The sequence below is a fragment of the Thioclava sp. DLFJ4-1 genome (genome assembly GCF_002020145.1).
GTDB classification, from domain to species: domain Bacteria; phylum Pseudomonadota; class Alphaproteobacteria; order Rhodobacterales; family Rhodobacteraceae; genus Thioclava; species Thioclava sediminum.
On record NZ_MPZT01000006.1, the window covers coordinates 42,689 to 55,244 of the forward strand.

Annotated in this window: 16 protein-coding genes; 10 read left to right on the plus strand and 6 right to left on the minus strand. The window is 64.5% G+C overall.

Annotated features, from left to right (window positions below):
- Positions 1–89: 89 nt before the first annotated feature.
- From BMI85_RS17850 to BMI85_RS17860, 3 genes are all read left to right on the plus strand, one after another.
- Positions 90–1,994: a PAS-domain containing protein gene (locus BMI85_RS17850; protein WP_078602245.1), complete on the plus strand. Its 1,905-nt coding sequence runs from the start codon at positions 90–92 to the stop codon at positions 1,992–1,994.
- The gene (locus tag BMI85_RS17855) at positions 1,991–2,701 is read left to right on the plus strand and encodes a response regulator transcription factor (protein ID WP_078541712.1); all 711 of its coding nucleotides are present in this window, start codon (positions 1,991–1,993) and stop codon (positions 2,699–2,701) included. Before BMI85_RS17850 ends, BMI85_RS17855 begins: the two co-directional genes overlap by 4 nt.
- 104 nt (positions 2,702–2,805) lie before the next feature.
- Complete coding sequence (locus BMI85_RS17860) at positions 2,806–3,051, plus strand: WGR domain-containing protein (protein WP_078541711.1); 246 nt, start codon at positions 2,806–2,808, stop codon at positions 3,049–3,051.
- 7 nt (positions 3,052–3,058) lie between these two features.
- Here BMI85_RS17860 and BMI85_RS17865 read toward each other — a convergent pair whose 3' ends face one another.
- The 4 genes from BMI85_RS17865 to folK form a co-directional block, all read right to left on the minus strand.
- Positions 3,059–3,733: a DUF2062 domain-containing protein gene (locus tag BMI85_RS17865; protein ID WP_078602246.1), complete on the minus strand. Its 675-nt coding sequence runs from the start codon at positions 3,731–3,733 to the stop codon at positions 3,059–3,061.
- Between the two features lie 34 nt (positions 3,734–3,767).
- Complete coding sequence (locus BMI85_RS17870; RefSeq protein ID WP_078570796.1) at positions 3,768–5,900, minus strand: bifunctional (p)ppGpp synthetase/guanosine-3',5'-bis(diphosphate) 3'-pyrophosphohydrolase; 2,133 nt, start codon at positions 5,898–5,900, stop codon at positions 3,768–3,770.
- 27 nt (positions 5,901–5,927) lie between these two features.
- Entirely contained in the window at positions 5,928–6,284 is a 357-nt protein-coding gene (gene rpoZ / locus BMI85_RS17875) for a DNA-directed RNA polymerase subunit omega (protein WP_078522357.1), read from the minus strand.
- A gap of 98 nt (positions 6,285–6,382) precedes the next feature.
- Positions 6,383–6,928 carry a 2-amino-4-hydroxy-6-hydroxymethyldihydropteridine diphosphokinase gene (gene folK / locus BMI85_RS17880; RefSeq protein WP_246832592.1) on the minus strand — a complete coding sequence of 182 codons (546 nt, stop codon included), beginning with the start codon at positions 6,926–6,928 and terminating at the stop codon, positions 6,383–6,385.
- Between the two features lie 165 nt (positions 6,929–7,093).
- On the opposite strand from folK, the gene BMI85_RS17885 reads away from it, so the two are divergent.
- The 7 genes from BMI85_RS17885 to BMI85_RS17915 all read left to right on the plus strand — a co-directional run bounded on the left by BMI85_RS17885 (position 7,094) and on the right by BMI85_RS17915 (position 11,344).
- On the plus strand, positions 7,094–7,657 hold the full coding sequence (locus BMI85_RS17885) for an NYN domain-containing protein (RefSeq protein WP_078522355.1): 564 nt from the start codon (positions 7,094–7,096) through the stop codon (positions 7,655–7,657).
- 84 nt (positions 7,658–7,741) lie between these two features.
- Positions 7,742–8,188: a YqaA family protein gene (locus tag BMI85_RS17890; RefSeq protein WP_078550823.1), complete on the plus strand. Its 447-nt coding sequence runs from the start codon at positions 7,742–7,744 to the stop codon at positions 8,186–8,188.
- A 60-nt stretch (positions 8,189–8,248) separates the two neighbouring features.
- Positions 8,249–9,196 carry a 4-hydroxy-3-methylbut-2-enyl diphosphate reductase gene (gene ispH / locus BMI85_RS17895; RefSeq protein WP_078541705.1) on the plus strand — a complete coding sequence of 316 codons (948 nt, stop codon included), beginning with the start codon at positions 8,249–8,251 and terminating at the stop codon, positions 9,194–9,196.
- Positions 9,196–9,624 (plus strand): DUF3429 domain-containing protein, encoded by a 429-nt coding sequence (locus tag BMI85_RS17900; protein WP_078570792.1) that lies wholly within the window; start codon positions 9,196–9,198, stop codon positions 9,622–9,624. Before ispH ends, BMI85_RS17900 begins: the two co-directional genes overlap by 1 nt.
- A 4-nt stretch (positions 9,625–9,628) precedes the next feature.
- The gene (locus tag BMI85_RS17905) at positions 9,629–10,234 is read left to right on the plus strand and encodes a glutathione S-transferase family protein (RefSeq protein ID WP_078602248.1); all 606 of its coding nucleotides are present in this window, start codon (positions 9,629–9,631) and stop codon (positions 10,232–10,234) included.
- A complete protein-coding gene (rnhA, locus tag BMI85_RS17910; protein WP_078551118.1) occupies positions 10,227–10,691 on the plus strand; it encodes a ribonuclease HI in 465 nt (154 codons plus the stop codon). The genes BMI85_RS17905 and rnhA overlap by 8 nt, the downstream gene beginning before the upstream one ends.
- Entirely contained in the window at positions 10,688–11,344 is a 657-nt protein-coding gene (locus BMI85_RS17915; RefSeq protein WP_078522350.1) for a trimeric intracellular cation channel family protein, read from the plus strand. Before rnhA ends, BMI85_RS17915 begins: the two co-directional genes overlap by 4 nt.
- 15 nt (positions 11,345–11,359) lie before the next feature.
- On the opposite strand, the gene BMI85_RS17920 is transcribed toward BMI85_RS17915, so the two are convergent.
- Positions 11,360–12,076 carry an LrgB family protein gene (locus tag BMI85_RS17920; RefSeq protein WP_078602249.1) on the minus strand — a complete coding sequence of 239 codons (717 nt, stop codon included), beginning with the start codon at positions 12,074–12,076 and terminating at the stop codon, positions 11,360–11,362.
- Positions 12,069–12,425, minus strand: a complete 357-nt coding sequence (locus BMI85_RS17925; RefSeq protein ID WP_078602250.1) for a CidA/LrgA family protein — start codon at positions 12,423–12,425, stop codon at positions 12,069–12,071. The genes BMI85_RS17920 and BMI85_RS17925 overlap by 8 nt, the downstream gene beginning before the upstream one ends.
- Between the last annotated feature and the right edge of the window lie 131 nt (positions 12,426–12,556).

The following is a 12,556-nucleotide window of genomic DNA, read 5'->3' on the forward strand; positions in this document are numbered from 1 at the left end:
CGAATTCTTACGACCTCGCGTCGCCGCGAAACACGCTTTGCCGCGCCGCCTGCCGGTGGTAGCAAAAGCCAAGGAGCGGGAGGGGCGAGGTGAGCGAAACAAGCCGCGAGCGGCTGACACAGGCGGGGCTGAACCTGATCGGACAGGCGCTGTCGATCTTCGACAGCGATCTGCGGCTGGCCGTGTCGAACCGGCAATATCAGCTGATGTTCGACCTGCCCGACACGCTGACCCAGCCCGGCACCACCTTCGAGGACACGATTCGCTTCCTCGTGACGCGGGGCGAATATGGCGAGGTCGACGATATCGAGGCCGCCGTCCGCGAGCGGGTCGAGACCGCGCGCGCCTTCGAGGCCCATTACATGGAGCGCCAGCGGGCGAACGGGCGCACGATCTCGGTCGAAGGCGCGCCGCTGCCCGAAGGCGGCTGGGTCACGGTCTATACCGACATCACGCCGGTGAAGCGGCAAGAGGCGCTGTTGCGCGCGCGGTCCGAGGAATTGTCGGACCAGCTCCTCGACCATGCCGAGGCGCTGGCGGCGGCGAACCGGGAACTGGCCGCGACCAACATGGCGCTGGAAGAAACCTCGCGCCAACTGGCTATCACCGAGGCCCGCACGCGGCAGGTGACCGAGATGATGCCCGCCCATATCGCGCGCGTCGATCGCAACCTGATCTACACCTTTTCCAACCGGCGCCTGTCGACCGTGATGCCCGGATCGCTCGCCAATGCGGTCGGCCACCATGCGAGCGAGGCGCTCGGCCCCGAGACCTATCGCAAGATCACACCCGGGTTCCGGCGCGCGCTGGCGGGTGAGGCGAGCGTCGTCGAAATCACCCATGACCCGTCGGGCCGGCGCATCCGCGTCGCGCTGACGCCCGATCTTGCCAGCAAGGCCGAGGTGAGCGGCGTCTACATCCTCTCCACCGACGTCACGCATGAGGCGCAGGCCCGCGCAGCGCTCGCGCAATCCGCGAAGCGCGAATTGGCCGCGCAGCTCTCCTCAGGGCTCGCGCATGACTTCGCCAATCTGCTGACGATCATCCTCGGGCTGCAGGGGCGGCTTGAACGGATGGAAGGGCTGCCCGCCGACGCGCAGGACGCGATCCGGGCGACCCTTGGCGCGGCGCGGCGCGGCGGCACCCTTCTCGACCGGATCGCCGCGATCTCGGGCCCGCGCGAGCTGCGCCCGCAGGCGGTGGTGCTCGACGATCTCTTCGACGATCTCGCCGCGATGGCGGGGCCTACGCTCCATGATCCGGTGACGCTCGATTTCGACAATAGCGATCTGAAAGACCCGATCCTGCTCGATCCCGGCCCGTTGCAGGACAGCCTGCTGAACCTGATCCTGAACGCCAATCACGCGATGCGCGCCGAAGGCGGCACGATCCGGATCGGGGCCCGCGCGGTGCGCGATACATGGGTCGAGATCGCCGTGACCGATCAGGGCGGCGGGTTCTCGGAGGAGGCGCTCGAACATGCGCTCGACCCGTTCTTCACGACCAAGGGCAATGAAGGCTCCGGACTGGGCCTGTCGATGGTCTATGACCAGACCAAGCTCGCGGGCGGCACGCTGCGGCTGGCCAATACCGAGGACGGCGCGCGCGTCACGATGCGCCTGCCGCTGAAACCCGCCGCCCGCCAAGCCGAGCCGATGATGGTGCTCTTGGTCGAGGATGACGAGGACATCCGCGCCGCGACGCGTGACATGCTGCGCGCGATGGATCACACGGTGGTCGAGGCGGGCACGATCGCCGAGGCCGAAGCCCTGCTGAACCTGCCCGATATCGCTCTGGTCCTGTCGGATATCCAGCTTCCGGGGCCGCGCAGCGGGGTGGATCTTGCCCGCAAAATCCGCAATCAGGTTCCCATGATCCTGATGACCTCGCTGCCGCCGGGCGATGCGCTACGCGCGCAGGCCCCCTGCCCGGTCCTTCAGAAACCCTTTACCGCCGCGCAGCTTGCGGCGCTGCTTGCGGGAGTGCCTCGATGAGTGCCGACCATCCCCTTGTCGCGATCCTCGACGACGAGCCCGAAATCCGCCGGATGCTCTCCGACGCGCTCGAAGAGGCCGGGTTCCGTACGACCTGCTACGGCCGCGCGACCGAGTTCGAAGCCGGGCTGAAGCGCTCCTCCCCCGATGTCTGCCTCGTCGATCTGGGCCTGCCCGATCGCGACGGGCTCGCGCTGGTGCATCGGCTGGCGCTGGAATCGGGCGCTGCGATCATCATCATCTCGGGCCGCGCGCAGGTGCAGGACCGGGTGACGGGGCTGGAGCTTGGCGCGGATGATTACATCATCAAGCCCTTCGATCCGGCCGAGGTCGTGGCCCGCATCCGTGCGCGCCTGCGCAAGGGGCGTAGCGAGGGGCCGGCGCAGGCGCAGACCGCCCATTTCGCAGGCTGGACCGCCCATTTCGACCGCTACCTGCTGGTGGCGGAGGACGGGGCCGAGACGTCGTTCTCTCATGCCGAAGGCGAAGTGCTGCGGCTGTTTCTCGAGAGCCCGAACCGGCTGATCACCCGCGCGCAGATGCAGGAATCCTTGGGCGGCGCGGCAGGCGAGAGCTTCGACCGGGCGATGGATGTGCGGATCTCGCGGCTGCGTACGAAGCTGGGCGAAGATCCGAAAAACCCGCGCCTTATCAAGACAATCTACGGCGCAGGCTATATCTTCCTGGGCGAGGTCCGCTGGAGCTGACGACACCGCCTCTAGCGCGGACAGCAAGGCGTTAACCTCTTTTCGCTGGCCAAAACCGCCCCGCTCTGATTCACTTCACGAAATCGGGATACAGGGGCACTGCCATGCTCAATCTCCTTCTTCACACGCCGACGTCGCGACGGTTCTATCGCGTGGAAGTCTCCGACAACCTGTTCGGGGAATATACCGTGCTGCGCGAATGGGGCCTGCAGGGCCAGACCGGCGCGTCCTGTCTGCGGTGGTTTTCCAACCTGCGCGACGCGGTCCATGCGGCGGAGCGGTTTCGTCGCCGAGCGCAGCGCCGCGGCTATGCGCTGAGCGAAGCGGGCGCAGGCGAAGCGCAGGCCTGAGCCCTACTCAGTCTTCGGGGTTCTCGGACTTCCCCGCCACCGCGCGTTCCTCGCGCTTGATCTTCGCCCGCATCTTCTCCAGCCGCGCCTTCAGCTTGCTGCGGCGCCGGTTCTGATAGGCTGTGATTATGGGCAGCGACACGTAGTAGCAGATCGTCGCCGCGATCACGCCGGGACCGATCCCGCCGATCAGATAGGGCAGCCAGACATCGGTGAAGAACCGCTCCAGCCCGCTCCATTCCGCGTGCTCGGGAGTGAACATCGCCCAGAAGTTATGCAGCAGATCGTGGCTCGCAGCCTGAAAGGTCTGCAGCAGGCTTTCGGGCTCTCCTCCATGGTCGAGGCGATCCCCAAGGATCTTGTGCCCCAGCTTCGTCGAGAAGACCGCGATGATCGGGAAGGTGACCGGATTGCCGAAAAACGTCGCTAGGATCGCCGCGAGGATATTGCCGCGCATGATCCAGGCCACGGCCGCAGCGCTAACGAAGTGAAATCCGAACAGCGGCGTGAACGAAACCAAGACTCCCGCCCAGACGCCACGCGCGATCCGGTGCGGTCGGTCGGGAAGCCGGTTGACCCTGTGCTTGACGTATTGGAAAGCGCGGGACCAGCCCGAACGCGGCCAGATCGCCTCGCGCAGGTTGGCCCAAACCCCCCGTTTTTCGCGTCGTCTGAAGACCACGCCGCCGTCCTTTCTCCCCCCTGCGCCGTGTGCGTCAGGGTTTGCGCGACAGGTTTCTGATCCGCTCCACCTGTGCCACGTCGCTCTCCGCCTCCAAGGCGGTAAGCAGGCGATGCATATGTTCTGCATCGCACAGTTCGACCTCGACGAGAACCGAATAGAAGTCCGGCTTGCGCTCCACAAAGTCGAGGTCCGAAATATTTGCCTTCTGCTGGCCGATCAATGTGCAGATATGTCCCAGCACGCCCGCATCGTTCGAGATCGTGACCTTCAGGGTCGCGGTGTAGGCGGGCGGGTGTTGCCCGGTCTTCCAATGCAGATCGACCCAGCGTTCGGGCTGATCCTCGAACTCTTCGAGCGCGGGGCAATCGATCGCGTGGATCACGACGCCCTTGCCGCGATAGGTGATGCCGACGATGCGCTCGCCCGGCAGCGGCTGGCAACAATCGGCGCGGCGGAAGCTCTGATCGGCGCCGAGTCCCAGAACGGCGCGGGTCGGCTCGATCTCGGTGCCTTCGCGGCGTTGGGCGAGCTCGGGATACAGCGCGTCGAGCACATCCGAGGCCGCCAGTTCCGCAGAGCCGAGCCGGGCCAAGACCTCGTCCTGATCGCCGATCCCCAGCGCCTTGCCGGCCGTGCGCAGCGCCTTGTCGGTCACGCGGCGGCCGACATGTTCGAAGGCCACACGCGCCAGTTCCTGCCCCAGCTTGATGAAGCGGTCGCGATCTTCCTCGCGCAGCGATTTGCGGATCGCGGCCTTGGCGCGCCCGGTCGCCACTATATCGAGCCAGGTCAGCTGCGGACGCTGGCCCGAGGCGGTGATCACCTCGACCGACTGGCCATTCTTCAGCCGGGTCCAGAGCGGCACGCGGATGCCGTCGACCTTGGCGCCGACGCAGCTATTTCCGATCCGCGTGTGGATCGCATAGGCGAAATCGATCGGGGTCGCGCCTTTCGGCAGCTTCACCACATCGCCTTTCGGGGTGAAGCAGAAGACCTGATCGGAATACATCTCGAGTTTGACGTTCTCGAGAAACTCGTCGTGATCGCCGTCGCCATCGGGGTCCGAGAACCGCTCGCTGAGCGAGGCGAGCCATTTCGCTGGATCGACCGCGAAGGGGTTCTGCGCCCGCTCGCCATCGCGATAGGACCAGTGCGCCGCGACGCCCGCCTCGGCCACTTCGTGCATCTGCCGGGTGCGGATCTGCACCTCGACGCGCTTGCCGTCACGCCCCGAAACGGTGGTGTGAATCGAGCGGTAGCCGTTGGTCTTCGGCTGACTGATGTAATCCTTGAACCGGGTCGGCACCGCGCGCCAGCGGTGGTGGATCAGGCCCAGCACCCGGTAGCAATCCATCTCGGTGCGGGTAATGACGCGGAAACCGTAGATATCCGACAGGCGCGAGAAGGTGAGCTGCTTCTCCTCCATCTTGCGCCAGATCGAATAGGGCCGCTTCGCGCGCCCGAACACGTCCGCGTCGATATCCTCGTCTTCGAGCAGCGCGCGGATGTCGGCGGTGATCTTCGGGATCACGTCGCCGGTTTCCTTCTGCAGGCTGACGAAGCGGCGAATGATCGAGGTGCGTGCCTCGGGGTTGAGCACCTTGAAGGCGAGGTCTTCAAGCTCCTCGCGCATCCATTGCATACCCATCCGGCCTGCGAGCGGCGCGTAGATCTCCATCGTCTCGCGCGCTTTCTGCGCCTGCTTCTCGGCCCGCATCGAGCGGATCGTGCGCATGTTGTGCAGACGGTCGGCGAGCTTCACGAGGATCACCCGCAGGTCTTTCGACATCGCCATGAACAGCTTGCGGAAGTTCTCCGCCTGCTTCGAGGCCGCGTTCGACAGTTGCAGGTTAGTCAGCTTGGTGACGCCATCGACCAGCTCGGCGATCTGCTCGCCGAACATCTCGGACACTTCGCCATAGGTCGAGCGCGTGTCTTCGATCGTGTCGTGCAGAAGAGCGGTGACGATTGTCGCATCATCCAGACGCTGCTCGGTCAGGATCGCCGCCACCGCGACGGGATGCGAAAAATAGGGCTCGCCCGAATGCCGGAACTGCCCTTCATGCATGTCTTTTCCGTAGGCATAGGCCTTCCGGATCAGATCCGCATCGGTCTTGGGATTATAATTGCGGACGAGCGCGATCAGGTCTTCGACGTCGATCATTCGCGCTCGTTCCAGCCAATCAGTGGATTACTCGCGCCCCTGCGCGTCCATCAGCGCGCGCAGCATACGCTCTTCGCTCATGTCGTCTTCGACGGCACGATCGGGGGACTCGCCACCCATGAGCATCGCCATCGAGTCCTCTTCGGGCTCGTCGACCTCGATCTGGGTCTGGTTGCTCTCGATGAGACGCTCACGCAGATCCTCGGCCGATTGGGTCTCCTCGGCGATTTCGCGCAGAGCGACGACGGGGTTTTTATCGTTGTCACGCTCGACCGTGAGGGGAGCGCCAGCAGCGATTTCGCGGGCACGATGCGAAGCGAGCATTACCAGCTCGAAGCGGTTCGGAACCTTGTCAACGCAATCTTCAACCGTCACGCGGGCCATGAATCTCTCCAGAAGAACTCGGATTGAGGGCCCTACTTAGGCTTTGCAGTGCAGAAACACAAGCGCCCATCCGGCCCGTCCGCAGGGTTTTGACCACGTTACAGAGGGGAAATCGGGGTTTTTTCCGCCTCGGGAAGGGCGGCGAGCATTTCCATCACGCTGTCGCCCGTGATCGGGTGGCGCCAGAGCGGTGCGATTTCGGCAAGGGGAATCAGCACGAAGGCCCTGTCCTGCAAGCGCGGATGCGGCAGGATCAGGTCGGTCGGAGCCTCGCGCTGCTGCGCCTCCGGCGGAAGGCTTTTCCAGCGCAGAAAGCTCTCGCGTTCCGGCAGAACCCGATCCTCCGAGGCGATCAGGTCGATATCGACAACACGCGCGCTCCAACGACCTTCCCGCACGCGGCCAAATTCTTCTTCGACTCCATGAAGTTGCGCGAGCGCATCGCGCGGTTGCAAACTGCTTCGCATTTTGCAACAAGCGTTCACGAAATCGGGACCGGACCCTTCGGGAACGGCAGGCGTCGACCAGAACCGACTGGCGGCAACCAAGGAAAACCCCAATTGCTCGAGCCGCTCGATCGCGGCGCAGAGCGTAGTGCGAGGAGACCCGAATTGGCTTGGTAGATTCGCCCCGAAAGCGACCAAATAGTTAGTGTCCATAAAGACAGATTCCGTTTCCCTCGCGAAATGCGATATGTCCTAGATAAATCTGGTCGGCCCTCCCCGCCTGTGCAACACAATTGATGCGGCTATACTTTCCGTATCGGCACCTGCGCGAACTGGTCCACCCTACCTGTGCAAGAGGACTGTATGTTCTACAAGGACGAACGGCTCGCCCTGTTCATTGACGGATCTAATCTCTATGCGGCCGCCAAGGCGCTTGGCTTTGATATTGATTACAAGCTGTTGAGACAAGAATTCGAACGTCGCGGCAAACTCGTCCGCGCGTTCTATTACACCGCTCTTCTGGAGAGTGAAGAATATTCGCCGATCCGACCGCTCGTGGATTGGCTGAATTACAACGGCTTCGCGATGGTCACCAAACCGGCCAAGGAATACACGGATTCCATGGGGCGCCGGAAGGTGAAGGGCAATATGGATATCGAGCTGGCCGTCGATGCGATGGAACTCGCACCGCGCCTCGATCATATCGTGCTGTTCTCCGGCGATGGTGATTTCCGTCCGCTGATCGAAAGCCTTCAGCGTCAGGGTTGCCGCGTCTCGGTCGTCTCGACGATCCGCTCGCAGCCGCCGATGATCGCCGACGAGCTGCGCCGTCAGGCCGACAATTTCATCGAACTCGACGCGCTGCGCGAAGTGATCGGTCGCCCGCCGCGTGAGCCGCGCGAGGACGAGAACGGCGACGACAGCTGATCCGGGGCCTGACGCGACCCGTAATTCGTGATTGAAGGGGCGTGCAGATCACCTGCGCGCCCTTTGTCTTTCGCGGAAAGCTTTATGCTCGAAAACGTCTCCCTCTTCGGCCTCTTCGTCTCGGCGCTTCTGGCGGCGACGCCGATCCCGTTCCAGTCGGAGCTCGTATTCGTCGCGCTGCAGACGCTTGGCACCCAGAATATCTGGCTGATGATCCTCATCGCCGCCGTGGGAAACACGATCGGCTCGCTCGTCACCTACGTGATCGGACTGGGCGTCACCCACTGGAAAGACCGCAAATGGTTTCCCGCCTCCGAAGCGCAGCTCGCACGCGGGCATCGCTGGTTCGAGCGCTGGGGGATCGGCCTGCTGTTGCTGAGCTGGGCGCCCGGCGGCGATCTTATCTGCCTGATCTCCGGCATCCTGCGCATGTCGCTGTGGCTCTTCATTCCGCTGGTCTTCGTGGCCAAGGCTGGGCGCTACGCGGTGCTGGCCTGGCTGACGGCGGAAGCGATCAAACTCGCAAGCTGATCGCCTCTGGACGCGAGGCGGACGGGGCTTTAGGTCTGAACCCGAACAAAGGAGCGCGCGATGAAACCCTCCCTGACCCTTTATCTGGCGGCCCCGCGCGGCTTTTGCGCGGGCGTCGACCGGGCGATCAAGATCGTCGAGATGGCGATCGAGAAATGGGGCGCACCGGTCTATGTGCGCCACGAGATCGTCCATAACAAATACGTCGTCGACAGCCTGCGCGATCAAGGCGCGGTCTTCGTGGAAGAGCTCGACGAATGCCCCGACGACCGGCCGGTGATCTTCTCGGCCCATGGCGTGCCGAAATCGGTGCCCGCCGAGGCCTCGCGGCGCGAGATGATCTATGTCGACGCGACCTGCCCGCTGGTGAGCAAGGTCCACAAGGAAGCCGAGCGGCACTCGAACGAGGGGCTGCAGATGGTCATGATCGGCCATGCGGGCCACCCCGAAGTGCTGGGCACGATGGGGCAGCTGCCCGATGGCGAGGTGCTGCTGGTCGAGACGGTCGAGGACGTCGCCAAGATCACGCCGCGCGATCCCGATCGGCTGGCCTTCATCACCCAGACCACGCTCTCGGTCGATGACACCGCGGCGATAGTGGCCGCGCTGCAGGACCGTTTCCCGAAGATCGTCGGCCCCGCGAAGGAAGACATCTGCTACGCCACCACCAACCGTCAGGCATCGGTGAAGGCGATGGCCGATCAGATCGACGCGCTGCTCGTGATTGGCGCGCCGAACTCGTCCAACTCGCGCCGTCTGGTCGAGGTCGGCAAAGCCTCGGGCTGCGCCTATTCGCAGCTGGTGCAGCGCGCCGCGGATATCGACTGGCGCGCGCTGGAAGGTGTGCAGACGGTCGGCGTGACCGCGGGCGCAAGCGCGCCGGAAGTGCTGATCGACGAGGTGATCGACGCCTTCCGCCAGCGCTATGACCTGACCGTCGATCAGATCGAAACCGCCCGCGAGGATATCGAATTCAAGGTGCCCCGCGTGCTGAGAGAGGCGTCGTGATGCGCGAAATCGGCCCGAAAATCCCCGGCGGCGCTTTGCTTCTTGGCCTTGCCGGGCTGATCCCGTTCCTCTGGGGCGTGCTGGTCGTGCAGACCGGCCAATTCGCCTTCATCGCGGACCCGCGTGTGGCGGTGCTCGCCTATGGTCTGATGATCTTCTGCTTCATGGCGGGCAGCCTTTGGGGCTTCGCCGCGAGCGCGGAATGGGAGACCGGCTATTTCCTCGCCGTCGCTCCGGTCATCTTCTTCATCGCCTTCGTGGCGCTCGGGATGCCGGTGAATTTCGTGCTGATCCTGGGCTTCCTCGCGCTCTTGCCGCTCGACTGGCTGTTCCAGAAATTCGGCCATACGCCGCGCTGGTGGCTCAAACTACGCATCGGCCTGACCGTCGTCGTCGTCGCCTGCCTGATCGCGCTTGTGAGGACGTAACGAAATGAAGCTTTATTCGATGCCCTCCTCGGGCAACAGCTACAAGGTGCGCCTGCTGATGGCGCTTCTCGGTCAGAGCTACGACCGGGTCGATGTGGAATACAACACCGAGGCACTGGCCGAAGCTCATGAGAGCGGTGCGCTGCCCTTCGGCAAAGCGCCCGCGCTGCATCTCGATGACGGGCGGGTGCTGGCGGAATCCAACGCGATCCTGACCTATCTCGGCGAGGGCTCGCGCTTTATCCCCGAGGACCGGTTCGCCCGCGCGCAGATGCTGTCGTGGATGTTCTGGGAGCAGAACCAGCACGAGGGCGTCATCGCCGTGCGCGCCGCGATCCTGTGCTATCCGCATCGCGCCCATGAGCGCACGCAGGAGACGCTCGACGCGCTGGAAGTGCGCGGCCACGTCCTGCTGGGCATCATGGAGCAGCGGCTGGAGCAGGCGGATTGGCTCGCGGGCGACAAGATGAGCCTCGCCGATATCTGCCTTTACGCCTACACCCATACCGCCGAGACCCGCGGCGGCTATGATCTCGAGCCCTTCCCGGCGTTGCGCCGCTGGCTCGACCGGATCGCATCCCTCGACGGCTATGTGGGTCTCGATGCCTGAGCTTTACGCATGGACGGACGGTGCCTGCAGCGGCAATCCCGGCCCCGGCGGCTGGGGCGTTTTGATGCGCGCGATGGACGGTGAAAGCGTCGTCAAGGAGCGCGAGCTGAAGGGCGGCGAGGCCGAGACCACCAATAACCGGATGGAGCTTCTGGCCGCGATCAACGCGCTGGAGACCCTGACCCGCGATACCGCGATCACGATCACCACCGACTCCGCTTACGTGAAGAACGGCGTGACCGGCTGGATCCACGGCTGGAAACGCAACGGCTGGAAGACCGCGGCGAAGAAGCCGGTGAAGAATGTCGATCTCTGGCAGCGGCTGGACGAGGCGCAGCGCCGCCATCGTGTGACGTGGGAATGGATCAAGGGCCATGCGGGCCACCCCGAGAACGAGCGCGCCGACGAGTTGGCCCGCGCCGGGATGGAACCCTTCAAACCGGCCAAGCAAAAATGACCGCCCTGCCCGACTGGCTGGGGGAGTTTCCCTTGGGCGCGGCGCTGGATTACGCCTCGGTGCTGGTCTTCGCGCTGACCGGGGCGCTGGTCGCCTCGCGCCAGCAACTCGATCTCGTGGGCTTCATCTTCATTGCCGCGCTGACCGCTATCGGCGGCGGCACGCTGCGTGATCTGCTTCTGGGGCGCGACCCGGTCTTCTGGGTCGGCGATCCGACCTATGTGCTGATCGCGGCAGGGGCGGCGGTGGTCGTCTTCTTCACCGCGCATCTTCTGGAAAGCCGCTACCGCGCGCTGCTGTGGCTCGACGCCTGCGCCTTGGCGGTCGCCGTGCCTGCGGGCGTCGCGATCACGATGCGGCTGGAGCATGGCCCGGTGATCGTGCTGATCATGGGCATCGCCACCGGCACGTTCGGCGGCCTGATGCGTGACGTGGTCTGCAACGAGGTGCCGCTGGTTCTCAAACAGGGCGAGCTGTATCTCTCCTGCGCGTTTGCGGGGGCCATGAGCGCGGTAATCGCGACGGCGCTCGGGGCGGATACGCTGATCGCGCTTTTGATCTGCGGTGGCGTGACCTTTGCGCTGCGCGCCGGATCGCTGCGTTTCGGCTGGAAGCTTCCGGTCTACAAGGCGCGCCCACCGCGCCAATACTGACGGGACGGAAGGCGATTAACCGAAGTAACTCAGCACGACCGGCGCGAGGAAGGCGGTCAGCACCGCGTTCAGCCCCATGCCGATGGACGCAAACGCGCCTGCAGTCTCATGCACCTGAAAGGCGCGCGCCGTGCCGATCCCATGCGCCGCGACGCCCACCGCGAAGCCCCGCGCCCGCCAGTCGCGAAAGCCCAGCAGGTTGAGCATCGGCGTCACCGTGATCGCCCCGATCATGCCGGTCAGGATCACCAGCGCCGCGGTCAGCGACGGCTCGCCACCAAGCGATTGCGAAATCCCGATAGCCACCGGGGCCGTCACCGATTTCGGCGCGAGCGAGGCGAGCAGTTCAGGCCCCGCGCCCATCGCCTTTGCAATCGCCAGAACCGAGACGATGGCCGTGACCGACCCCGCCGCCAGACCCGCCGCGATCGGCAGAAGCGCGCGTTTCACCTTGGGCAGGTTCGCATGCAGCGGCACCGCGAGACAGACCGTCGCCGGGCCCAGCATGAAGTGCACGAATTGCGCCCCGTCGAAATAGCGCTGATAGGGCGTATCCGTCATCAGGAGCACCGCGCCGAGGATCACCACCGCGATCATCACCGGATTGGCGAAGGGGCTGCGGTTCAAGCGCCTGAAAATCGTATCCCCGATCCAATAGGCGATCAGCGTCGCCCACAGCCACAGCAGCGGTTCGGAGGACAGGTAGGACCAGAGCTTGAACGGATCAGTCATCGACATCGCTCCGGGTCAGCTTCGCCACCGCGACGAAGGCCGCCGCCCCGACCACGATCGCCAGCATGGTCGACACCACCAGCGCCACCGCCAGCCCCACCCCATGCTCGCGCAATGCGCCCAGATGCGCGACGATCCCCACGCCCGCAGGCACGAAGAGAAGCGACAGGTGTTGCAACACGAATTGGCCCGTGGGGCGCACGATCTGCTGCACCTTGCCCGAGACGCTCATTGCGATCAGCAGGAAGATCATCCCCAGAACCGGTCCGGGAAGCGGCAGCTGCAAGGCGCGGGACAGGATCTCGCCAGCGAGTTGGCAGGCGAGGATCAGGGACAGGGCTGGGATCATCGGACGGCTCCTTGGGACGCACCTGATGCTAAGCCTCCGCGATCAAAAGGAAAAGACAGCGGAGATGCATACCCGACTGCGTCGACGGGCATCTCGCACCCCCGATACCTGCGCAAGAATGCGCCAATATA